The sequence below is a fragment of the Caballeronia sp. SL2Y3 genome, assembly GCF_022879575.1.
Classification (GTDB): Bacteria; Pseudomonadota; Gammaproteobacteria; order Burkholderiales; family Burkholderiaceae; genus Caballeronia.
The window spans coordinates 162,320-184,458 of record NZ_CP084263.1 but is presented as its reverse complement, the minus strand read 5'-3'; the positions used below and the strand labels follow the sequence as shown (position 1 = coordinate 184,458).

The following is a 22,139-nucleotide window of genomic DNA, read 5'->3' as shown; positions in this document are numbered from 1 at the left end:
CGCGCCTCCAATCGGGGCGAGAGACAGCGAACACAAGAACTCATGATCTGAAACCGAGCTCATAGCATGTACCAAGACCCAATCGACGCCGCGCTCGTTCACGAGGCAGCCAGCGTCCGCGCAAGCGAGCCTGACGCCGCGCTATCGAAGGCGGCCTCACCAACGGCGGCACTGATCGACGCTTACCGCAAACACGGTCATCTCATAGCGACGCTTGACCCGCTGGGACTCTCGGCGCCGGGATACGCGCCTGACTTGTCGCCGCGCTATCACGGACTCGACGCGTCTGAAGCGATCGCCGCCGGCAACGCACCTGCACCGTTTGCATCGGCCGCGACGGTCGGGCAACTCGAGGACCAACTGAAGCGCGCTTATTGCGGCGCGCTGACGCTCGATTGCAGCGGCGTGCGCAACGAGTTGCGCCGTGCCTGGCTTTTCGAACGCATGGAGCGGGACCTCACGCTGCCCAAGCCGACGCAGCAACAGCGCAAGGCACTACTCGCGCGTCTTCTCGACGCGGAGATGTGGGAGCGGTTCGTCGCGGCACGCCATGACGATGCCAAGCGCTTCTCGCTCGAAGGCTGCGAGAGCTTCATTCCGCTTCTCGACACCTTGATAGAAAGCGCCGCAAGCGATGGCACGCGGCAGTTGTTTCTCGGCATGCCCCATCGGGGACGCCTGAACACGCTCGTCAACGTGATGGAGTTCCCCGCAGAACGAATGATGGATCGCCTCGATCCCGGATCGGATCTCGGGGCTATCCAGACGGACCTTCCGTATCACCTCGGCGGTGAAGTCACGAAGCGCACGTCGTGGGGAGACGTCGCGGTGCTGCTCGCACACAATCCTTCTCATCTGCAAAGCGTGTATCCGGTGATCAGCGGAATGGCGCGCGCATGGCTGGATGACCATCCCGGTCAAGACTGCGTACCCGTCGTCGTGCACGGAGACGCCGCTTTCGCCGGGCAGGGCGTCGTCATGGAAACGCTCAATATGACGCGCCAGGACGGCTATGGTTTGGGCGGCACGATCCACGTCATCCTGAACAATCAGATCGGCTTCACCACGCCGAACCGGATGAACCTGCGCGACCACGCTTACTGTACCGATGTCGCCCGCATGATCGATGCACCTGTCCTGCGCGTCAATGCCGATCATCCGGAAGATGTTCTTCGTGCCGCGCGGTTCGCGTATGACTATCGCAAGCAGCACCGCGCCGATATCGTCATCGACCTGATCGGTTATCGGCGGCTCGGGCATTCGGAGCATGACGTGCCTTCGGTCACGCAACCGCTATGGCAGACGGCCATCGACATGCATCCGACCGTGACCGAGCTGTATTACATCGCGACGGGTGGCGGTACGGCGCTTCGCGGCCTGCGGGACGAAGCGTTGCGCAGACTCGCGTCGAATGAGACTGTTGAACAAGCCATCGTTCAGAATCGTCGCGACATGGGCACGACCGAGCCGAACCTGACCACCGCGCAGCTGTCGCTAGGCCAGTTGCGGGAGCTGACCGCTGCGCTTACCCGCGTGCCGGAGGACGTGTCGGTCCATCCGCTCGTCGCGTCGATGCTCGCGAAGTGGCAGGACACCGTCGCGGACGAAGAACGCGCGGCCGACTGGCGCTTCGCCGAGAACATGGCGTATGCCTCGTTGCTCGCAGCAGGGCATGATATTCGGCTCTCGGGTCTCGACGTGGGGCGCGGCACGTTCATGCATCGCCATGCTGTATGGCATGCGCAGGATGCGCACGACGTGCCGGGCCACAGCCACGTACCGCTCAATGCTATCGCTGCGAACCAAGGAAGATTCGACATCGTCAACTCGCCGCTCACCGAGGAAGCCGTGCTCGGATTCGAGTACGGCTACAGCGTGCAAACCAGAGCAACGATGACCGTGTGGGAAGCGCAATATGGCGATTTCGTCAACGGCGCGCAGGTCTTCGTCGATCAGTACATTGCCGCCGGTGAATTCAAATGGGGTTATGAGTCGGCGCTTGCGGTCTTGCTGCCGCACGGTCACGAGGGCGTGGGCCCGGAGCATTCGAGCGGCTACCTCGGCCGTTTCCTTCAGCTATGTGCGGATGAGAACATGCGGATCGTCGTGCCTTCGACCTCCGCGCAATGGTTCCATCTGCTTCGGCAGCAGGCGACGGCGCAGCATCGGACCCCGCTCATCGTCATGTCTCCGAAGTCGAAGCTCTACGCCAACGTGGCGTCGCATGCGCCGCTGCGCGAGATGGCCGAGGGTTCATTTCAAAGCGTGCTGGACGACGAACGCATCGCCGATGCGACTGCCGTTAAACGCGTCGTGCTATGCAGCGGAAAGTTCTTCTACGAAATGCGCGACGCTCGCGATGAATCCCGGGACGACTCGACTGCGATCATCCGTGTCGAGCAGCTTTATCCGTTCCCTCACGACGAACTGAGGCGCGCGCTCGCCCGGTTCACCAACTTGCGCAGTATCGTGTGGGCGCAGGAGGAGGACCGAAACCAGGGGGCATGGCGATTCGTTCGGGAAGAACTGGAGAAGGTACTCCCCGCCGGTTGCGCCCTGCGCAATGCATGCCGCAAGGAAACGCCGGCCGGCGCTCATTCCACCGTGGCAGCGCATCGGCGGGAGCAGTTGCGAATCGTCGCCGCCGCACTGCACGCGGATTCGCTCTGAATCGGAATGGCGAGGGAATGCGGGACGGCTTCTCGCGACAGCCGATCCCTCGCCATCCGATGCTCAGCCGGACACTTGCGGCTGACTCTCGCCGCCCTGTTCAGAGCCGCCCGCGGCTCGATACCGGCCGGTTACGGCCCGATGCCGCGTCGCGGTCCACCGCCGAGCCGCCGTCTTCCTCGAACGGCGGTTGATGACGAAAGCCCGCGCCCCCGGAGACGATGGAGATGATCGCGCCGACGACCAGTGCGGCGAACGAGAACCAGCTTGCGCGGGCGACGCCCTTGGCCGCCGTTTCTGCTGCCTGTCGCGCATCCTGTTCGGCTTCGGGACTGGATGCCGCCGACGCCGCCGACGCAACCGCTGCTTGCAGCTGTTGCTTCGCGGAATCGATGATCTGACTGCCGCCGCCCGACTGGTTGGCGGCAGTCGCGCCGACTTGCGCGCTCGTCGCCGCGACGCTGCCGGCGGTGCTGACCGCGCCGGTAATCAGCGACGTCATCCCGTAGACGATCAATAGCGTCATCACGGCCCACGAAAGCAGGCCATGCAGCCATCCGAGCACCGGCGCGCAGCGGCCCGCGTAGTAGGAGCCGATGAAAACCGCAAGCACGGTCGTAATAATCACCCATACGCCCGAGCCGAAGCCGAAGCCTCGTAATGCGTCAGGCTTCGACATCGGCGCAAGCAGAGATGCGCCGATGGCGGTCCCGAGCACGCTCATGATCAGATACACGATCATCGAAAGGATCACGCCGGCGATGATCGCCCCCCATGACAGCCGCGGCAGGCCGTCCCGAGTCGTCAAGAGTTTCATCGATGTCTCCGATAGTGAGCAACCGTTTGTGGTGCCAACAGTCCCGCAAACGTCGTGCCGCGCGGGGGAGGGATAAACACCGACGAACGCCTTGGTAGCCGCGTTTGCCCGGCGGCCGCCGTCTATTCGACGGCGTCAGCAGTTCAGTGGAATTCGAGGTGGCGAACGCAAGAAGCACAGCTCGCGCGCATGTTTGCGGCGATCTTCAGAAAGAACACACCGGTCGCAGAAGGGCCGTATTTCGCTTGCCAGGGCTGGCGTACTGTTATTACGTACACCGAAGCAAATCGTTCGTCGTTAGATGGCGAAGGCCAGATCGGCGGCGTTCGAGAAGACGCGCCGTTCCCCTCGACGCCACCGCATCACGCCTCTTGCAAGCGCCATTTCTTGTTCGGCGAACCATCGATCGACTTCTCGAAACCGCTTTCGAACACCCAGGTCCAGGCCGGCCGCGAAGGGCGCTCGTCCGGTGCAGCTTCGAGTTGCTCCGCGAAGGCCAACGCCTGCTCCGCGTTAGCGAAAAAACGAACGTCGCCGATGACGACGTTGTATAGCGGCATCGACGCGTCAACGAGGAACAGCGTTAGCTTCCTCGTCGCATCTATCCGCCATACCGCGCTGGTTCCAATGCTGTAGGGAAATCGTCGCGATGCGTTCGGATCGGGTGTCTGGTTCATGCCGCCGCTCCCGCCATGGCGTTGCGCATCACCTCCGCGAGTTCCGACGCGACGAACTTTGCGACGTAGGCGTTCGCGCCGACCTTTCGCACGTGCTGTTCGTTCGCCGAGCCCGACAGCGAAGAATGAATGACGACGGGGATGGATTGAAGGTCAGCGGCTGCCTTGATTTTTCGCGTGAGCGTGAATCCGTCCATTTCGGGCATTTCGAGGTCTGTGAGCACGAGCGCGATGTCGTCGGTGACCTTGCGGCCCGCTTGGGCGGCCTTCTCTCCGGCGCGTTCGAGCACTTCCCAGGCCTCTTTTCCGGTTTTCGCCATGATGTACGGCACGCCCATCGCATTCAGGCTCTCTTCGATCAGCGCGCGCGCGACGCCGGAGTCGTCCGCAGCCAGCACCTTCGCGCCGCGCGGAAGAACGAGGCGTCCCGTGTTGTCCACGGTGATCTCCGGCTCGCTCGAAGGCAACACGTCGCGCAGAATCTGTTCGACGTCGAGCACTTGAGCGAGCCGTCCGCCCGCATGCGGATCGAGCCGCGCAATGCTCGTTACGGCCCGGCCGGTGGAATGTCCTTCTGCCGAGAGCACGCGGCTCCAGTCCAGGCGCACGATGTCATCGACTTCCTCGACGGCGAAGCCTTGCGTCGTACGCGCGAACTCGGTCACGAGCAGGATTCTGCTTTTGCCGCGAGAGACGCAACCGGTGACTGCGGCCAGATCGATGACCGGGATGATTTCGCCGCGCACATCGACCACACCGAGGACCTTGTCCGATGAGCCGGCGAGTTCCGTCAACGTCGGCATCTCGACAATTTCCCGCACTTTGAACACGTTGATGCCGTAAAGCTCGCGTTCCCCGGTTCGCGGTGCGCTTCCCAGGCGAAAGAGCAGCAGCTCGAACATGTTGTTGCCGGCGAGCCTGACTCGCTGCTCGATATCGTGGTCGTTATTGGTCATTCCCTGCGCCTCTGTCATCGGAAAATGTCGTCTAAGTACTCGTCTATCGGCAAATGCCAGGACTTCTTGAAGGGCGGGTAAACGCTGGACACACGAGGTCTGCCGCGAAATGTCATCACGACGATGGCTGCCGGCGCGTTTCGCGTTCGCCGGGATGGTCCGGCGGCAGTCCTATCTTTCGCGGCTACGAGCGTTTACGGACCAGTCTCGAGCGGGTGTCGGCCGGGACAAGGCCTGCCTTCCGGGCGAAAGAGCGAGCGACACGCCTAGTCCTGCGCCAATGGCGAGGCACAGCGCGATACAGTACATCGCGACGACAAAGGCGTGCGCAATGGCTGTCGGATCGTGGCGTTGGCCGAGAACCGAGTAGAAGATTCCGCCGATGATGGCGACGCTCAGCGACGTGCTGATTTGCAGTGTCGAACTGGCGATCCCGGCGATCATTCCGGAAACGGCTGGTGCGACGCGGCCCGTCACCATTCGCATCAGTGTTGGCAGCGCGACGCCTTGCCCGAATCCGATGATGAAGAGAGCGATAGCGAGCGGCACGAACGCGAGCGAGGTGCCCACCGGCGTCACGGCGACAAGCCCCGCGAGACTCACGATACCGACGATTTCCAGCCCCATGCCGAACGGATTAGCGTAGGAGCCGAGGATTCGCGAGAAGAAGGGTGTCGACAACGGTCCCAGAAGAAAGCCCACGCCGAAGGGCAGAAAGACCAGGCCCGCGCTTAAAGGATCGACGTGCAGGGCGCTCTGCAGATAGATGGAAAACAGGAGAAAGAAGGTACCGATCGAGTACAGCAGCAGCGCGATGAGCAGCGCGCGACCCAGCCCCGGTGCGCGCAGAACGGCGGGGTCGAGCAGGGGAGCGCCGCCCCTGATCGCTAGCCGGCTCTCATAGCGCAAGAAGAGCCACGCCAGCGCGGGCGCTGCAAGCAGCGACAGCCATGCCCACCAGGGCCACCCCGCGTCGCGCCCTTCGATGAGCGGCACGATCAGCGCAGCCAGCGTTATCACTGATAGCGCCGTGCCGACGAGGTCGAGCTTACGTGCTTCCTGCGCACGTGTTTCCTTGATCAATGGAACACCGAACATCACGACGAGGATGGCCAGCGGCAGATTGATCAGGAAGATCGCGCGCCAACCGAGATTCAGCAAATTAAGCGAAATCAGGACGCCGCCCAGCGCCTGCCCGGCCACGGCAGCCAGGCCGAAGACTGCGCCGTAGAGGCTGAGCGCGAGCGATTTCTCCGATTCAGGAAAGATCGCCTGGATCGAAGCGAGCGCCTGCGGTGCCATGACGGCAGCCGTCAGTCCTTGCAGCGCGCGTCCGGCGACCAGCGTCCAGGGCGAACTGGCGAAGCCGCATAGCGTCGACGCCGCTGCAAAGCCGAGCAAGCCGAGAAAGAATGCACGGCCGCGTCCGAACAAGTCGCCTAGCCGCCCGCCGGTAATCAAGGTGACCGCGTAGAAACCGGCGTAAGCCGAAATGACGGCCTGCTCGGCTGACGATGATGCGCCGAAGTCCTCCCTGATCGAAGGCAGCGCGACATTGACGATAAAGAAGTCCAGCGGCGGCAGAAATGCACCGACAAGAAGGACCGAGAACATGGCCCAGCGACGCGGGTCGGCTGACGTATCGTTTCGAGGCATGGAAAGAGGCTCCTGTTTGGAACCATTCGGTTCCTAATTGGCCAAAAAAATTTAGTCGAGGATGCTCATTGCGATGTCGACGAGCGCGATCATGTCCGCCTTAGGGACGCCGGTTTTTCCCAGAACGCGCATGCCCTCGATCTGGCAAACCAGGAAGCGCGCCAATGCTTGCTCGTCGCCCTCGGCAATCTCGCCGCTGGCCTGTCCGCGCACGATCGCGGCGGCATAGATCTGCTGCAAGCGCCGAAACATCCGGCCAGTGCGTTCGACCACCTCTGCGTCGCGCCCGGCCAGTTCCGTGGTCATGGCGACCACGAGACACCCGCGCCGCCCGGCATCGCCCACGGACAACCGCACATAACGCATCAACGATTCCCTGATTGCGTCCTTCACCGCGCCGGACCGGGAAAGAATGTCAGCGGTGGCCTTGAGCCCTTCGGACATGTAGACGTCGAGCGCCGCCAGCAGCAGCCCTTTCTTGTCCCCGAAGGCTTTATAAAGGCTCCCGCGCGACAACCCGGTCCCTTCGATGAGATCCGAAAGGGACGCGCCTTCGTATCCTCGATCCCAGAAGACGTTCATGGCGTCCCGCGCCGCATCGGTCAGTTCGAATTCACGAGGGCGGCCAACAGCGGTGTTCGTCATGGGCGATGAATGCTTCCTTGAAGTGACTGCATTATAGGAACCAGTCAGTTCCAAAGTCAACGGCTGACGTAGGGGCGTGTGCGCGTTCGAAGTAGAAGCGCCCGGCGCACGCGCCGGGCTTCGTTCTCTCCGACGAATCGGCGTTATTGCTATCGCGGACCCATGATGCCTACTCCGCTCTGAGCCGCATGCGCACATGCGGCTGTTCCGCAGGCGGCATCTGCCTGCATTCCACGTGCATGCCTCTGGCGGGGGCATCCGCAATGAACCTGTCGATGATCTCGCGCACGTCACCATCGACATGGTCGGCGCGCGTGGCATCGAAGATCACGGTCGCGCCATTCGGGATCGTGGCCAGATGATGCTTGAGCGTCACCTTGCTCAGGAACGATACGTCCTTGCGGAACGACAGAAGATAGTGATCGTCGTGCTGCGCCATGGTGATGGGCCGCTTGAGATTTGCGCGCAGCGCCAGCAGCAGACTGCATGCTATGCCGAGCAGGATGCCCATCAGCAAGTCGGTCAGCAACACGCCTGCAATCGTGGCGATAAACGGCGCGAAGCGCTCGAAGCCTTGCCGGGCCATTGCGGCGAAGAGCGATGGCTTCGCCAGTTTGAGGCCCGTGAAGATCAGAATCGCCGCGAGGCAGGCGAGCGGAATCAGGTTGATCACGCTCGTCAGCGCGAACACGCTCACGAGCAGCAGCACGCCATGAATAAACGATGACCAGCGGCTTTGCGCGCCCGCATGCACGTTGGCCGAACTGCGCACGATGACCGATGTGATCGGCAACGCGCCTATCGCGCCCGCCATCATGTTGCCGATGCCTTGCGCCTTCAACTCGCGGTCAGGATGCGCGGGGCGCTTCTTCGGATCGAGTTGTTCGACGGCTTCGAGGCTGAGCAAGGTCTCCAGACTCGCGACGATGGCAAGCGTCACTGCAAGACGCCAGACATCCGGATTGACGAGTTGGGCGAAGTTCGGCAGTTCGAGCGCGGCCGTGAACGCGCCGAACGATTCGAGTGCGGGCAACGCAACACGATGCTGCGCGGGCGGCGCGAAGCCGGGCGCCACTACATCGAGCAACAACGTCATGCCGATGCCGAGCGCCACGACCGCGAGCGGCGCGGGGACCGCGCGCACGATAGCGAAGCGGCGCCACGCGCGGGTTTCCCAGGCAGCGAGCATGGCAAGCGAAACGATGGCGACGACACTCGCGGCAATCGATACGGGACCGAGCGGCGTGTTCAGCATTCCAGCGCCGCTTGCAGCCGGCGCGCCTGCATTGGCGAAACCCGCGGCGAGCGGTATCTGCTTGATGACGAGCAAGAGGCCGATAGCCGCCAGCATGCCCTTGATGACCGACGACGGCACATATGCCGCGAAGCGCCCCGCCTTGAGCAAGCCGAAGCCGAACTGAATGGCGCCCGATAGCAAGACCGCAAGCAGGAATGCAGAGAAGCTCCCGAGGCCCGCAATGCCATCCACCACGATGACGATGAGCCCTGCGGCCGGTCCGCTCACGCTGAGCTGCGAACCGCTCAGCAACGCAACGACGAGCCCGCCGATGATCCCCGACAGGAGCCCCGCGAATGGCTCGACGCCCGACGCATTGGCAATGCCCAGACATAGCGGCATCGCTACGAGAAAAACGACTGTGCCCGCGAACATATCGCGCGGAAGTTCGGCTAAACGATTGGCTGGTTCCATGTTCTTCATGATCTTTGATGGCGGGTTTCCGGCTTGCGGCGTCGTAAGTAACCACGCTGCAATCCGAACACACTGAATGAGCCGAGAAATCACCCGAGAAATGAGCGAGAGTCAGCGGGTGACGAGTTCCGCTGTCCTGAGCGCTTCGGAAGGCGCGGGTTCTGCGCGTCGGGCTGCATCATCGCCATAAGCGGATGCGAGTTCCTTGATGCGCCCATCGTGCAGGCCGAAGATCCAGCCGTGCACGAGCGGCGGCGTCTCGCGCATACGCACGACAGGCTCGGCGCGCAGCAGGCGCACTTGTTCGAGCACATTGAGTTCCGCGAGCCGGTTCGTGCGCGCGTCGAGGTCGGAGAAGCCTTCGAGCTCTTGCCGATGCGCATCGGCAAGCGCGCACAGCGGCGCAATACGTCGATTCACATGCGGAAGATCGCGCGAAAACGGCAGCAACGACGCGCGCACGCCGCCACAGCCGTAGTGCCCGCAGACGATGATGTGATCCACCTTGAGCACCTTGACCGCATATTCGATCACGCTCATGGTGTTGTCGTCGGAAGGACTGAATAAATTGGCGATGTTCCGATGAACGAAGAGATCGCCCGGATTGCATTGTGTGACGGTCTCGGCGGGCACGCGGCTGTCCGCGCAGCCTATCCACAGCACCCTGGGACTTTGCCCTTGCGCGAGTTGTGGAAAGAATTGCGGATCGGTTTCAGCCGTTTCACGGGCCCAGGCAATGTTTGCTACCAACATGTGTTTCAATCGATTCATGCGACTCTCTCAAGTTGAATTGCAGACCGATATTACGAAACGCTTTCACACGAAAAGTTTCGAACTGTATGAAAAATAGTTGGAGGCTGGGTGGTGGGATGTCGGGAAGTCTTTCCGCGTATCGGCTTCGGCGTAATGGAAGCCATAAGATGCAATTGAGCTGAAAGGAGAGCAGTCGAGCCTCACGCTCGACAGGTGTATTAGCGCCTGAATGACGTGACCTTCAAACGAACGATCGTTCGACGCCCGCTAGCTTCGGCTCGATCGAGCCAGACGCGCCGCGAACAGGCACAGCATCTCGTACATCATCGTCGCGGCGACAAGCGCGGTGTTGCCACTCGGGTCATAAGGCGGCGACACTTCCACCACATCACCGCCGACCCAGTTCAGCCCGTCGAGCCCGCGCAAAAGCGCGAGCGTTTCGCGCGTCGTCAGGCCACCGATCTCCGGCGTGCCGGTGCCGGGCGTGAAGACCGGATCGAGACCGTCGACATCGAGCGATAGATAGACGGGCGCATCGCCCACCACGCGTCGCGCTTCTTCGACGATCGCAGCCGGACCGCGTTCCTCGAACTCTTCGATGAACACCACGCGCATGCCGTGATCCAGTGAATAGCGCCAGCCTTCGTCGGTATTCTGCGCGCCGCGTATGCCGATCTGAATGGTACGCGTGGGGTCCAGCAGACCTGCTTCGACTGCGCGTCTGAACGGTGCGCCGTGCGTGAACTTCGAGCCTTTGAACGCGTCCCATGTGTCGGTGTGCGCTTCGATATGCACGAGCGCGAGCGGTTGCTTCGGCGCGATAGCCTGGAAGACCGGATACGTGATCGAGTGATCGCCGCCCGCAATCAGCGCCATCTTTCCTGCGCGAAACACGGGCTCGAAAAAGCGGCGGATATCGGCGTGCGCGGCTTCGAGATCGTACAGATGCTCGAATGGCACATCGCCGATATCCGCGACGCGGCACGCTTCGAACGGATTGAAGCGCGTGACGTGATGAATGGCGCGCATCATCGTGGACATATTGCGGATTTCGCGCGGGCCGAAGCGTGCGCCGGGACGCGCGGTGACGCCGCCATCGAAGGGCACGCCCGCCAGCGCGATATCCAGCGCGGCGAGATCGCGCTCGAACGGCACGCGCATGAAAGTAGGGATGCCCGCGAAGCGCGGCAACTGCATCTGCGAAAGATCGGTGCTGGCCATGATAGGGATTCAGTGATCAGAACGTGGGCGGCGTGTTGACCCACAGAATGCGCGTGACCGTATCGCCCGGATTGCGATAGCTGTGCGGCTCGGTGCTCGGAAAATAGAACGAATCGCCCGCCTTGAGCGAATAGCTCTGATCGCCGAGCGTGAGTTCCAGTTCGCCTTCGAGCACATAGCCCAGTTCTTCGCCGACGTGATGAATCTGCTCGTCGCTGCGCGCGAGCGGTTCGAGCACGTGAATATCGCCCTGAAGCAACTGGCCGGGACTCGGAACGACTAAGCGTTCGAGCATGATCGATCCGTCGGCACGCTTGCGTTTGCCTGCGGGCGGAGCGGCTCGCGCGCCCGGAAAGCGCACCGAGGGCCGCTCGCTCGCACGCTGCACCGGCGAAGCCGTGAGAGTCGGCGCGGAGAGCAGCGCCGCGATGTTGGTGTCGAGCGCAATGGCGAGCTTATGCAGCATGGCGAGCGATGGCGTCGCGTGGCCGCCTTCCACCTTTGAAAGAAGACTCTCCGAGCAGCCCGCCGATCCCGCGAGGGCCCTGAGCGTCATGTGCCGCACCATGCGCGCATGACGCAGACGCGTGCCGAGACCATCGGCGGCGGATGCCGGTGCGGTCTCGGCTCTACTCGAAGTGCGCGCTGCAGGTGAAGAAGGTCGTTTGCTGGCCACGAATGAACACCATCGAAAGGATGAGGCGCGCGCTTATGCGAGCACCGTGAACTCGACTTCGAGCGGGTTGAGCGCGTTGATCGGAATGATATCCTGCGGGCACGCCGACATCACGACGACGCAGTCCATCGCGGCCTTGATGTCGACGTAATCGCCGGACTTGGAGACAGGGGCCAGCCAGTCGATCGAATAGTCCGGCTTGACCGGAATGTTCATCCACAGATTCAGCGGCTGGGGCACTTCCTTCGTGCGCAGACCGATGGCCTTCAGCGCAAGCCGCAAGTTGTCCGCGCAGTTGTCGTGATAGTGCTCGACACCGAGATTGCGATAGCGATACAGATCGCATGCGGCAATCAGCGTATCGTGCACACCCGGCGACGTATCCGCGACGAGTTCTGCGATCGGGCGTCGCTGGTTGGTCACGAGCGGATCGCCCGGCTGCGGAATGATCTTGTCGATGAACGCGCGCGTATGTTCGAACGACAGGAACTCGTTCAGATGCTGCGCGTTGAAGATCCACGTATCGCACACTTGCGTGCCGTGCGGATTGGCGATGCGGATAGTCTGACCCGCCTTCACGCGAACCGCGCGGCCGCAACGGGCGGGCACCGTGTAGGTCGTGCCGATTTCCGGCGTGCCGTCCGGCGAGATCGGTTCGTTCAGCGTGGCGTTCACGCCGGTTTCATGGCCGTTGTCGTCGGTGCTTGCGAGGGTGGTGCCGAGGGCATTCATGTCGGTTCCTTTAGTCGTTGCAGAGTGTGGTGAGGCAATGGGCGAGCACGCGTGCGCCGAGTACGAGATGTCCGGCGTCCGTTGCTTCGGCGGGGTTGTGGCTAATTCCGTCGATGCTCGGCACGAAGATCATTCCGGTCGGGCAATGCGTTGCGAGATACATCGCGTCGTGAAACGCGCCCGAGGTCAGATGCAGCGCGCGGGCATCGAGCGCGCGGCACGCTTGGTCGATGCACGACAACACCGACGCATCGAACGCGACAGGCGCATGCGTGAACAACGCTTCGATGCGCGCGCCATGACGTTGCGCGATGGCGTGCGCGTGCTGATCGAACGCGGCGAGCACGGTCGCGTCCGGATGACGAAAGTCGATGGTGAAGCTCACCGCCGACGGGATCGTGTTGATCGAATTCGGTTCGATGCTCCAGCGCCCGAACGTGACGCGCGTATCGGCGCGGCCGAGTTCGTGGGCGATCGCATCGAGTTCCTGACGCAGCGCGATGGCGAGCGTCATGGCGTCGCGACGTAGCGGCATCGGCGTGGTGCCCGCGTGGGCCGCGATGCCTTGCACGTGAAACGCATACCAGCGCACGCCCTGAATGCCGCTGACGACGGCAAGCGGCACATCGGCGTCTTCGAGTTGCGGACCCTGTTCGATGTGAAGTTCGACGAAAGCGTGTGCCGCTTCATCCTGCGCGCGTCGAGGCAACTCGGGAAACGCGCTGCTGTGATGGTCCAGCGCCGCGCTCAAGGTCATGCCGCTCGAATCTCGCGCATCCGCATAACGCGCCATGCGCGACGGCTCGACGAACGCGCTCGACCCCATCGCGCCCGGAGAAAAGCGTGTGCCTTCCTCGTTCGTCCAGATCGCGACTTCGAGCGGGCGGCGCGTGCGCACGTTCGCATCGTTCAATGCAGCGAGCACTTCGAAGCCCGCCAGCACACCGTAACAGCCGTCGAGCTTGCCGCCGGTCGGCTGGGTGTCGATGTGGCTTCCGGTCATCACCGGCGCGAGCGCCGCATCGCCTTCGCGGCGGAAGAACAGATTTGCGCACGCATCGACATGCACGCTGCATCCGAGCGCACGCGCACGGTCGATCAGAAAGCGCCGTGCTTCGATATCCCGTTCGCCGAGCGCGGGCCGGTCCACGCCGCCGTCGCCGCGCGCGCCGAAGGTGGCGAGCGTGTCGATCGATTCGAGCAGACGGTCCTGGTTCACGGTGTGCGCTATCTTTCTTGCGATCACGACGTCGCTCCTTCGCTTGCAATCGTCAAGCTGCGTTCGAGCCACGGTTTCAGGAACTGCTGCAACCGCGGCGTGCGGGTATTGCCGAACAACTGCGCGGGCGATCCGGCTTCGACGATCTTTCCCGCTTCCATGAACACGACCTTGTCGGAGATCTTCGCGGCGAAGCTCATCTCATGCGTGACCATCACCATCGTCATGCCCTCCTGCGCGAGCGAGCGAATCACGTTGAGCACTTCCTCGACGAGTTCGGGATCGAGTGCGGACGTAGGCTCATCGAGCAGAATCACTTCCGGTTCGATAGCCAGCGCCCGCGCAATCCCCACACGCTGTTGCTGTCCGCCGCTCAGTCGCGCCGGATATGCATCGGCCTTGTGTTCCAGACCCACGCGCTTGAGCGCAGCCTGCGCCATTTCGCGCGCTTCACGTCTCTTCATTTTTTTGGCGAGCACGAGCGGCGTCGCGACGTTGTCGAGCGCGGTCATGTGCGGCCAGAGGTTGAATTTCTGAAAGACCATCGATATGGGACGGCGCACCTCGGCGATGGTCGCTTCGCTGTCGCGGTCCTTCGCCGTGCGTCCTTCCGATCGATAGCCCAGCAGCTGGCCTTTGATCCAAACTTCGCCTTCGTCGTAGGCTTCGAGAAAGTTCATGCAGCGCAACGCGGTGGTCTTGCCGGAACCGGACGGCCCGATCAGCGTGACGATCTCGCCGCGCATCACGTCCAGGTCGATGCCCTTGAGCACGCGGTTCTCGCCGTACGACTTGCCGACGGCGCGCAGCTTGAGAATCGGAAGGTCGCTCATCATGTCTTCTTCAGAAACGAGATTCGGGATGTGGCCGCCTGCGCGATCAGCGAGACGGCTTGCGTGAGCAGCCAGTAACACGCGATCAAGAGCGCATAAGGTCCGATATACGTGTAGCTCGATGCGACGATATCGCTTGCCGTCAACGTCAATTCGGGCACCGTGATGATCGACGCGACCGCGCTCTCCTTGATGACGAGAATGGTCTGGTTCGCGATCAGCGGGGCGGCGAACGCGAGCGCCTGCGGTAACTCGATGGCGCGAAACGCATCGCGCCGGCTCACGCCGAATGCGGCGGCGGCTTCGAGCTGGCCGCGTGGAACGCTCGCCCATGCAGCGCGAAAGAGTTCTGCAAAATAGGCGCTCGAGTAGAACGCGAGCGAAAGAATCGTGGCCTGAACGGCCGTCAGCGTCATGCCGATGACCGGCAGCCCGAAATAGACGATCACGAGCTGAGACAGATAAGGCGTGCCGCGCACCAGCCAGACGAACGCGCCATATACGAGCCTGAACGGACGGCCGAGCGCGAGACGCATCGCGTTCAAGGCGAACCCCGCGACGATGCCGATAAGCGCCGCAAGCATGCTCACTTCGAGCGTAACGCCCATTGCTTCGATGAAGCGCGGAAAGAGCGCGATGAAGTCATGCATGCCGATTCCTCACGCACGCCGAGTTGCACGCAGCGCGTACACATGACCCGCGCCCGCAAGCAGCGACGTGATCGCCAGATAAAACACCGCGGCCAGTGCATACACCTCCAGCGGCCGGTACGTGGACGACGAAAGCTGCTGTCCCACGCGCATCAGATCCGTCACGGAAATGACCGACACCACCGCCGACGCCTTGACGATATCGATCATCTCGGACACCAGCGCCGGCAGCGTCGCACGCACGACCTGCGGCACTTCGATATGCCACAAGGTCTGACGCCGCGTGAGATTGAACGTCGATGCCGCCTCGATCTGCCCGGTCGCGATCGAGCGAAAGCCCGCGCCCAGAATCTGCGATTGATATGCGCCGGTATTGAGCGACAGCCCGATCACCGCTGCCGCGAGCCCCGGCAACGCAAGCCCGAGCGCGGACGGCACGTAATAGAACACCAGCAGTTGCGCGAGCACGGGCGTGCCGCGCAGCACGCTGACATACACGCGCGCCGTTGCGCGCATCAGGCGGCTGTCGCTGACCGACATCGTGTAGACGAACACGCCGACGAAGAAGCCGCAGCACACGGCGACCGCCGATAGCAGAAGCGTCGTCAGCGCGCCGTCGAGCAATTGCGGCAAGTAGCCGATTGAGCGCGTGAGCAGATCGGGACCGTTCATGGCGATGTCAGATGGAAGGCGCGGGGAGCGTCGCCGGAACGTCCATCGTCGAGCCGAACCATTTCTCCTGCAGCTTCTTCATGGTGCCGTCGCTGTTCGCTTTCGCGATGCCATCGCTGAAGAGCTTCAGCAGCGCGGCGCTGTCGGTGTCCTTGCGCGCGACCCACGCAAAGTAGCTCTTCGGACCGATGGTCTGCGGCAGCACCGCGAACACACCCGGACGCGACTTCATCAGCGGCCCGAGATTGGCGACGGATTGTGCGACGGCATCGAGCCGGCCGACGGCGAGGTCCGCATACGCTTCGTCGAACGCGACGTATTGCTTGATCTGCTTGAGACCCGGACCGCCCGCGTCCTTGAGCTTCTTGTCGAGCGCCATCAGCGCCTGCAACTGCGCGGAGCCGGTCTGCGAGCCGACCACCTTGCCGTTCAGATCGTTGGGCGCTTTGATCGATGCATCGGAGGCGCGGGTGAGCACGCCGGTCGTTGCATCGGCGACGGGCACGGTGAACGCGAAGTGATCCGCGCGGTCCTTGTTGACAGTCACCGCAGTCACGACGATGTCGAAGCGCTTCGCATCGAGACCGGGCAGCAAACCCTGAAAGGGCAAGTCGAGTTGCTTGACCTTTACGTCCGGTAGGGACTTGAGGACGTAGGCCATCAGATCGGCGTCATAGCCGACGATCTTGCCGTTATCGACGTATTCGAAAGGCGCGTAACGCGCTTCCGTCGCAATCGTGATTTCCTTGTTGGATTTGATGCGGCCGAGCAGATCGTCCGCGTGCGCGAATGACGGCGAAGCGGCGTTGAGGGCGAGCGCGCCCGTGAGCACGGTCAGCAAATGGCGAAGATGTTTGTTCATGACACTCCCGTTGCGGATAAACGATTTTGAAAACACCAGGAAGGATATTCAAGTAACGTGAATGGAATTCATTAGGCATGAAGCGTGCCAACGTGACACCCCAGGACGCACGGGCCTTCGCCTGCCGACATGCACTGGAAGAGGGGAGAAAGGGCTCGGCGGATGCACCGCCGCGTACCTCGTGCACCGGTTTGGAGTGGGCGGCGCGGTAATGCCTCGCCGGTACGAGCGAGAGCGGCTGCGGCTGCGGCTGCCGCGGTCCTGCGGAGCATCATCGAATGGACACGCCGATTCATGTGCAACGCAGCATTCCTTCAGCGCGGATGGATGTGAATCCACCACGGCTTCGGCAAGCATTGCGCACGCTCGTAAACCACTATCGCGCGTGGCTAGGTAAGTCAGTACTGTCAGACGCGAACGCGTACGCGCGTGCCGTTCTGGCCTCTCGCACGGGCCTCGCACACCGTGCCGCGCATCACGACGTGCCATGTGCGCCAGCAGCCGGTAAGTCCATTCCAACAAAGAGGAGACGCCATGCTTGCAGGAATCCAGGTGCTTCGAGTGGCAGTGACTACGGCGCTCGCGCTAGGCGCAAGCGCGGCCTTCGCGCAGGCATCGATTGTTTCGGGCCCGGCCAGCGACCCCACGTGCATGGTCCCGTGGAAGAGCGACACGAAGTTCATCAAGTATCCGAAGAAGAACGCGCCGTACCGCATCGCGCTCGTGAACGGCTATATCGCGAACACCTGGCGCATTCAAATGATCAAGACGGCCAAGGCCTACACCGCGCAACCGGCAGTCGCCGCGAAGCTGAAAGAGTTCAAGGTCGTCTCGACAGGCGAGGACGTGCCGGCGCAGATCTCGGCCGTCAACAACTTCATCGACGCGGGCTACGACGCGATCATCGTGGATGCGCAGAACCCGTCCTCGTTCGGACCGGCGATTCGCCGCGCGAAGAAGGCCGGGGTCGTGCTGATCGCATTCGACAACACGCTCGACAGCGAAGACGCGATCAACGTCGACGTCGATCAATACGGGCTCGGCGTGCTGTGGGCCAAGTGGCTCGCGGATCACGTGCCGAACGGCGGCAAGGTGCTCGAAGTTCGCGGCGTGGCAGGCACATCGGTCGATACCGACCGGCACAACGGCTTCCAGAAGACGCTGGACCAGACAGGCAAGAAGTGGAACATCGTCCAGGTCTATGGCAAATGGGACGACGGCGTCGCGCAGAAGGCCGCCGCCGACGCCATCGCGGTACAGGGCCATTTCGATGGCATCTCGGCGCAAGGCGGCGACACGGGTGTCGTGCGCGCGATGCTGGACGCGAAGCATCCGTTCGTGCCGTTCGGCGGCGAGACGGAAAACGGCTTTCGCAAGTTCTGCGCGCAGTATGGCAGCCAGGGCCTGAAATGCACGTCGGCGGGAAGCGGTCCCGCGCAGGTGGCCGTCGCGATCAAGACAGCGCTCGCCGCGCTCGACGGCCAGACGATACCGGTCGCGATCAAGCTGCCGCTCGACATCACGGACGACTCGAAGCTCAAGGCTGGCGTCAACTACTTCCCGAACGAGTCCGACAACTTCTTCGTCGGCAACTCGTTTCCGACGTGCGGCATCAACTTCTCGGCGCAAGAAATCATGAAGCAGAGTCAGGGTAATCAATAAGCGGATCATCGCCGACGAGAAGACGGGAGACGAAGCATGCGGCGGGATGCAGAGCAGCCGTTCTTTCAGATGTCCGGGATTTCGAAGAGCTATGGCGGCGCCGTCGCGCTGGATAACGCGGAGCTCGCGGTGCGCAGGGGACGCATCCACGCGGTCCTCGGCGAAAACGGCGCGGGCAAGTCCACGCTTTTGAAGGTGATGTCGGGCGTCGTGCAGCCGGACAAGGGCACGATGCATCTCGACGGCCGCGAAGTCTCGTTCGCGTCGCCGGCCGAAGCCAACGCGGCCGGCATCGTCTGCGTGTATCAGGAGCTGTCGCTGGTCCCCGATCTCAGCGTGGCGGACAACATCTTCGCGTCGAATCCGCCGCGCCGCTTCGGCATGATCGATCGCCGGGCGCAGCGCCGCCAGGCCGAGGCCGCGCTCGCTCGCGCGGGCGCGCACGACATCAATCCGCTCGCGAAAGTGCGCGACCTGCCGCTGTCGCGCCAGCAAATGGTCGAACTCGCGAAGGGGCTCGCGCACGAACCGCGCATCCTGATTCTGGACGAGGCGACTTCGGCGCTGACCGCAGCCGACGTGGCGCGCGTGATCGAAGTGCTCAAGCGCCTGCGCGAGGAAGGGCTCGCGCTGCTCTTTATCTCGCACCGGATGCACGAGGTGAAAGCGCTCGCGGACGAATGCACCGTCTACCGAAACGGCCGTCATGTGATGAGTTTCGAGGCGGGCACGCGCACCGACAACGAGGTCGTCGAGATGATGATCGGGCGGAAGTATCAGCACGTTTTCCCCGACAAGCCCGAACGCGAACCCGACGAAGCTACGCCAAACAGCGCAGCCAAGCCCGTGCTTGCCTGCCGCGATCTCGCATGGAACGACACGCTTCGAGGCGTCAGCTTTTCGTTGCGGCGCGGCGAGATCCTCGGGCTGGGCGGCCTCGACGGACAAGGCCAGCGCGAGTTGTTGCTCGCGTTGTTCGGCGTTCTGCGCGGTTGCGCGGGCGAGATCGAGATCGATGGCCGTGCTGTTTCCGTTGCGAGCCCCCGCGCGGCGCGCGCCGACCGGATCGGCATGGCGCTCATTCCCGAGGATCGCAAGACCGAAGGGCTGATGCTGCCGATGTCCTTGCGCGAGAACCTGTCGTTTGCCGCGCTCGATCGCATGTCCACGGCGGGCGTGATCGATCGCGGCCGCCAGCAGTCGTTCGTCGACCGGATGATGAGCCTGCTCGCGATCAAGTCGTTCAGCCTCGATGCCGCCGTGGACTCGCTATCGGGCGGCAACCAGCAGAAGGTGGTCATCGCCAAATGGCTGATCCGGCAGCCGAGAATCCTGCTGCTCTGCGATCCGACGCGCGGCATCGACGTCGGCACGAAACAGGAGATCTATCAGTTGCTCAGGCGCCTCGCCGACGAAGGCGCCGCCATCGTCTTCTATTCGACCGACTACGACGAGCTGATCGGCTGCTGCGACCGCGTGCTCGTGCTCTACGAAGGCAGGATCAAGAAGGAACTCGCAGGTTCGGCCATCACCGAGCAGAGCCTCATTGCGAGCGCGCTGGACTTGCCGGTCGGTCAAACTTCGGCTTCAGAAGGAGTCGCGCCATGAGCGGCTTGCGTTACTGGTATGCGGAAAATCGCGGGTCGGCGTTCGCATTCGGCCTCTTCGTGCTGATGTTCGCGATCTACCTCATCAACTATCCGTCGAGCCTGTCGGCGAACGTCGTGCAGACGGCGGCGAACAAGGCCGTGTTGCTCGCGCTGGTGTCGATGGGCCAGACGCTCGTCGTGCTGACGGCGGGCATCGACCTCTCCATCGGCATGATGCTCGTGCTCACGAACTGCCTTGCATCGTGGATGGTGACGGGCGACGCGTCGCACAGCGCGCTCGGCATCGCCGGCGTGCTCGCGGCGGGCGCGCTGTGCGGCGCGCTCAACGGCGTCATCATCATCTTCGGCCGTCTGCAGCCCATCGTCACGACCATCGCCACGGGCGCCGTCTATTACGGATTGGCGCTGCTGCTGCGCCCGGTGCCCGGCGGATCGATCAACGAGGATCTCGCCGACGCACTGACCGGCAAAGTCGCGGGCGTGGTGCCGGCGAGCCTGCTGATTCTTCTTGCGGCCGTGGTGATCGTCTGGGTGCCTTTCAAGCGTTCGGCCCTCGGGCGCGCGGCTTACGCAACCGGCTCCTCCGAGCCAGCGGCCTTTCTGTCGGGCATGCCTATCCGCCGGGCGAAGCTGGCGAGCTACACGCTCGCCGGACTGCTCGCCGCGATCGGAGGGCTGTTTCTGACGTTCTTCACGGACACCGGCGAAGCGAGCCTCGGCAGCGCTAATTCGTACACCTTATTTTCTATCGCGGCCGTGGTGATCGGCGGCGTGTCGCTGCTCGGCGGCCGGGGCAGCGCCATCGGCGCGATCTTCGGCGCATTCGCCTTCCGCTCGATCGGTGACTTGCTGTTCGTGTTCAACGTCGATGCGCTGTGGCAGCCGCTCTTTCAGGGCATCATCCTGTTGCTCGCCGTTTCTATCGGCGCGTGCGGGCTGTTCAGGGTCCGCAACCGCCTGGAGTGGTTCCAATGAGCGACGTTTCCGCAAACGGCCGGACGACGTTCGTGTCGAGGCTCGCGCGCAGAATCGACAAGCCGATCTTGATTGCGTTCGGATGCATCGTCGCGCTGCTGCTCGTCGGCGGCATGTTCTCGCGCAGCTTCACGTCGCCGGAGTACATCCTGTTGCAGCTGAAGGTCGGCGCGTTTCTCGGCATTATCGCGACCGGGCTGATGATGGTGATCCTGCTCGGCCATATCGACTTGTCGCTGCCGTGGACGATCACGGTAGGCGCAATGATGGCGTGCGCCGTCGCGGGACACGGCGAGCTCGGACGCGTGCTCGCGATTCCGGCCGGCATCGCTTGCGGCGTGCTGATCGGCATGGTCAACGGCGTGCTCGTCGCGCTGCTGCGCATTCCGTCGATGATCGCGACGCTCGCGACCAATGCCGTCGCGCAGGGCATCATGATCGTCTACACGGGGGGATCTCGCCGCAGGATTCCGCGCCTGACGTGATGCGATGGCTCGCGGCAGGCTGGCTCGTGCCGGGCGTGCCGAACGCGGTGGCGCTGTGGGTCGTGATCGGCGCGGCCACGATGTTCCTGCTGTCGCGCACGACCTTCGGCCGGACGTTGTACGCCATCGGCAACACGGAACGCGCGGCCTATCTTTCGGGCATCAACACGCGACTGGTCACCGTGGCCGCGTTTGCCGTGTGCAGCGGGTTCGCAGCCTTCGGCGGCGTGCTGCTGGCGGGGTACGCATCGAAGGCCGCGCAGTCGATGGGCGATGCCTACCTGTTGCCCGCCATCGCGGCGGTCGTGCTGGGCGGCACGTCGATTCTGGGCGGCAGGGGATCGTACCTCGGAACCGTGGCCGGCGCGATTCTCATCACGCTTCTACAGTCGATCCTTTCCGTCGCGCAGATGCCGGAGGCAGGGCGCCAGATCATCTACGGCGTGGTGATCGCGGCGATGCTGCTGCTGTACGGGCGCAGCAAGCGGCAGGCGTAGAAAGCGGGGCAATCGCTCGTCGCTGTAGGTCCGCAAATGCGAGTCCGTGCCGAGCCGGCGGTGCCTTTCTTCCGGCATCCAATGTCCGTGCCTCGTCCCTCGGCGTGTCCTTTTCTTCCTGTCGTAAGGTTTACCCCGATTTAAACGGAATCCAACAAAA

At 63.1% G+C, this 22,139-nt stretch carries 19 protein-coding genes and 1 pseudogene; 5 read left to right on the top strand and 15 right to left on the bottom strand.

Annotated elements, in window-relative coordinates:
- Window positions 1-66 precede the first annotated feature (66 nt).
- Window positions 67-2,670, top strand: coding sequence for a 2-oxoglutarate dehydrogenase E1 component (locus tag LDZ26_RS23170; protein ID WP_244851640.1), 2,604 nt, complete (start codon window positions 67-69; stop codon window positions 2,668-2,670).
- A 100-nt stretch (window positions 2,671-2,770) separates the two neighbouring features.
- Here LDZ26_RS23170 and LDZ26_RS23165 read toward each other — a convergent pair whose 3' ends face one another.
- From LDZ26_RS23165 to LDZ26_RS23095, 15 genes are all read right to left on the bottom strand, one after another.
- Window positions 2,771-3,487 (bottom strand): YrzE family protein, encoded by a 717-nt coding sequence (locus LDZ26_RS23165; protein ID WP_244851639.1) that lies wholly within the window; start codon window positions 3,485-3,487, stop codon window positions 2,771-2,773.
- A gap of 362 nt (window positions 3,488-3,849) precedes the next feature.
- Window positions 3,850-4,164 (bottom strand): hypothetical protein, encoded by a 315-nt coding sequence (locus tag LDZ26_RS23160; protein ID WP_244851638.1) that lies wholly within the window; start codon window positions 4,162-4,164, stop codon window positions 3,850-3,852.
- Window positions 4,161-5,120 (bottom strand): chemotaxis protein, encoded by a 960-nt coding sequence (locus tag LDZ26_RS23155; protein ID WP_244851637.1) that lies wholly within the window; start codon window positions 5,118-5,120, stop codon window positions 4,161-4,163. Before LDZ26_RS23155 ends, LDZ26_RS23160 begins: the two co-directional genes overlap by 4 nt.
- Window positions 5,121-5,291: 171 nt before the next feature.
- On the bottom strand, window positions 5,292-6,776 hold the full coding sequence (locus LDZ26_RS23150) for an MFS transporter (RefSeq protein ID WP_244851636.1): 1,485 nt from the start codon (window positions 6,774-6,776) through the stop codon (window positions 5,292-5,294).
- 51 nt (window positions 6,777-6,827) lie between these two features.
- The gene (locus LDZ26_RS23145; protein ID WP_244851635.1) at window positions 6,828-7,421 is read right to left on the bottom strand and encodes a TetR/AcrR family transcriptional regulator; all 594 of its coding nucleotides are present in this window, start codon (window positions 7,419-7,421) and stop codon (window positions 6,828-6,830) included.
- 169 nt (window positions 7,422-7,590) lie between these two features.
- On the bottom strand, window positions 7,591-9,132 hold the full coding sequence (locus tag LDZ26_RS23140; protein WP_244851634.1) for a SulP family inorganic anion transporter: 1,542 nt from the start codon (window positions 9,130-9,132) through the stop codon (window positions 7,591-7,593).
- A 111-nt stretch (window positions 9,133-9,243) separates the two neighbouring features.
- A complete protein-coding gene (locus LDZ26_RS23135; RefSeq protein ID WP_244851633.1) occupies window positions 9,244-9,903 on the bottom strand; it encodes a carbonic anhydrase in 660 nt (219 codons plus the stop codon).
- A gap of 249 nt (window positions 9,904-10,152) precedes the next feature.
- Window positions 10,153-11,106: an agmatinase gene (gene speB / locus LDZ26_RS23130; protein WP_244851632.1), complete on the bottom strand. Its 954-nt coding sequence runs from the start codon at window positions 11,104-11,106 to the stop codon at window positions 10,153-10,155.
- Between the two features lie 16 nt (window positions 11,107-11,122).
- A complete protein-coding gene (locus LDZ26_RS23125; protein ID WP_244851803.1) occupies window positions 11,123-11,674 on the bottom strand; it encodes a cupin domain-containing protein in 552 nt (183 codons plus the stop codon).
- A 141-nt stretch (window positions 11,675-11,815) separates the two neighbouring features.
- Entirely contained in the window at window positions 11,816-12,514 is a 699-nt protein-coding gene (locus LDZ26_RS23120; protein ID WP_244851631.1) for a DUF1989 domain-containing protein, read from the bottom strand.
- A gap of 10 nt (window positions 12,515-12,524) precedes the next feature.
- Window positions 12,525-13,760, bottom strand: a complete 1,236-nt coding sequence (locus LDZ26_RS23115; protein ID WP_244851630.1) for a M20 family metallo-hydrolase — start codon at window positions 13,758-13,760, stop codon at window positions 12,525-12,527.
- Window positions 13,757-14,566, bottom strand: a complete 810-nt coding sequence (locus tag LDZ26_RS23110) for an amino acid ABC transporter ATP-binding protein (protein WP_305038327.1) — start codon at window positions 14,564-14,566, stop codon at window positions 13,757-13,759. Before LDZ26_RS23110 ends, LDZ26_RS23115 begins: the two co-directional genes overlap by 4 nt.
- Window positions 14,566-15,216, bottom strand: a complete 651-nt coding sequence (locus tag LDZ26_RS23105; protein ID WP_244851629.1) for an amino acid ABC transporter permease — start codon at window positions 15,214-15,216, stop codon at window positions 14,566-14,568. Before LDZ26_RS23105 ends, LDZ26_RS23110 begins: the two co-directional genes overlap by 1 nt.
- Before the next feature lie 9 nt (window positions 15,217-15,225).
- A complete protein-coding gene (locus tag LDZ26_RS23100; protein WP_244851628.1) occupies window positions 15,226-15,888 on the bottom strand; it encodes an amino acid ABC transporter permease in 663 nt (220 codons plus the stop codon).
- A 7-nt stretch (window positions 15,889-15,895) separates the two neighbouring features.
- Window positions 15,896-16,750, bottom strand: coding sequence for a transporter substrate-binding domain-containing protein (locus LDZ26_RS23095; protein ID WP_244851627.1), 855 nt, complete (start codon window positions 16,748-16,750; stop codon window positions 15,896-15,898).
- 534 nt (window positions 16,751-17,284) lie between these two features.
- Between LDZ26_RS23095 and LDZ26_RS23090 the strand changes: the two genes are divergently transcribed.
- The 4 genes and pseudogenes from LDZ26_RS23090 (at window position 17,285) to LDZ26_RS25705 (ending at window position 21,979) form a co-directional block, all read left to right on the top strand.
- Window positions 17,285-18,412: a sugar ABC transporter substrate-binding protein gene (locus tag LDZ26_RS23090; protein WP_370650774.1), complete on the top strand. Its 1,128-nt coding sequence runs from the start codon at window positions 17,285-17,287 to the stop codon at window positions 18,410-18,412.
- Between the two features lie 36 nt (window positions 18,413-18,448).
- Window positions 18,449-20,020: a sugar ABC transporter ATP-binding protein gene (locus tag LDZ26_RS23085; protein WP_244851625.1), complete on the top strand. Its 1,572-nt coding sequence runs from the start codon at window positions 18,449-18,451 to the stop codon at window positions 20,018-20,020.
- Window positions 20,017-20,997 carry an ABC transporter permease gene (locus LDZ26_RS23080; RefSeq protein WP_244851624.1) on the top strand — a complete coding sequence of 327 codons (981 nt, stop codon included), beginning with the start codon at window positions 20,017-20,019 and terminating at the stop codon, window positions 20,995-20,997. Before LDZ26_RS23085 ends, LDZ26_RS23080 begins: the two co-directional genes overlap by 4 nt.
- A pseudogene (locus LDZ26_RS25705) lies at window positions 20,994-21,979 on the top strand (ABC transporter permease). Before LDZ26_RS23080 ends, LDZ26_RS25705 begins: the two are co-directional and overlap by 4 nt.
- Window positions 21,980-22,139: the final 160 nt, after the last annotated feature.

What these genes read in the sequence shown, in the direction of transcription:
- LDZ26_RS23170 (WP_244851640.1), top strand. Translation starts at nt 67, where the DNA reads ATGTACCAAGACCCAATCGACGCCGCGCTCGTTCACGAGGCAGCCAGC.
- speB (WP_244851632.1), bottom strand. Translation starts at nt 11,106, where the DNA reads ATGGCCAGCACCGATCTTTCGCAGATGCAGTTGCCGCGCTTCGCGGGC.
- LDZ26_RS23165 (WP_244851639.1), bottom strand. Translation starts at nt 3,487, where the DNA reads ATGAAACTCTTGACGACTCGGGACGGCCTGCCGCGGCTGTCATGGGGG.
- LDZ26_RS23095 (WP_244851627.1), bottom strand. Translation starts at nt 16,750, where the DNA reads ATGAACAAACATCTTCGCCATTTGCTGACCGTGCTCACGGGCGCGCTC.
- LDZ26_RS23145 (WP_244851635.1), bottom strand. Translation starts at nt 7,421, where the DNA reads ATGACGAACACCGCTGTTGGCCGCCCTCGTGAATTCGAACTGACCGAT.
- LDZ26_RS23140 (WP_244851634.1), bottom strand. Translation starts at nt 9,132, where the DNA reads ATGGAACCAGCCAATCGTTTAGCCGAACTTCCGCGCGATATGTTCGCG.
- LDZ26_RS23135 (WP_244851633.1), bottom strand. Translation starts at nt 9,903, where the DNA reads ATGAATCGATTGAAACACATGTTGGTAGCAAACATTGCCTGGGCCCGT.
- LDZ26_RS23110 (WP_305038327.1), bottom strand. Translation starts at nt 14,566, where the DNA reads ATGAGCGACCTTCCGATTCTCAAGCTGCGCGCCGTCGGCAAGTCGTAC.
- LDZ26_RS23085 (WP_244851625.1), top strand. Translation starts at nt 18,449, where the DNA reads ATGCGGCGGGATGCAGAGCAGCCGTTCTTTCAGATGTCCGGGATTTCG.
- LDZ26_RS23105 (WP_244851629.1), bottom strand. Translation starts at nt 15,216, where the DNA reads ATGCATGACTTCATCGCGCTCTTTCCGCGCTTCATCGAAGCAATGGGC.
- LDZ26_RS23100 (WP_244851628.1), bottom strand. Translation starts at nt 15,888, where the DNA reads ATGAACGGTCCCGATCTGCTCACGCGCTCAATCGGCTACTTGCCGCAA.
- LDZ26_RS23125 (WP_244851803.1), bottom strand. Translation starts at nt 11,674, where the DNA reads ATGGTGCGGCACATGACGCTCAGGGCCCTCGCGGGATCGGCGGGCTGC.
- LDZ26_RS23090 (WP_370650774.1), top strand. Translation starts at nt 17,285, where the DNA reads ATGCTTGCAGGAATCCAGGTGCTTCGAGTGGCAGTGACTACGGCGCTC.
- LDZ26_RS23120 (WP_244851631.1), bottom strand. Translation starts at nt 12,514, where the DNA reads ATGAATGCCCTCGGCACCACCCTCGCAAGCACCGACGACAACGGCCAT.
- LDZ26_RS23160 (WP_244851638.1), bottom strand. Translation starts at nt 4,164, where the DNA reads ATGAACCAGACACCCGATCCGAACGCATCGCGACGATTTCCCTACAGC.
- LDZ26_RS23155 (WP_244851637.1), bottom strand. Translation starts at nt 5,120, where the DNA reads ATGACCAATAACGACCACGATATCGAGCAGCGAGTCAGGCTCGCCGGC.
- LDZ26_RS23150 (WP_244851636.1), bottom strand. Translation starts at nt 6,776, where the DNA reads ATGCCTCGAAACGATACGTCAGCCGACCCGCGTCGCTGGGCCATGTTC.
- LDZ26_RS23080 (WP_244851624.1), top strand. Translation starts at nt 20,017, where the DNA reads ATGAGCGGCTTGCGTTACTGGTATGCGGAAAATCGCGGGTCGGCGTTC.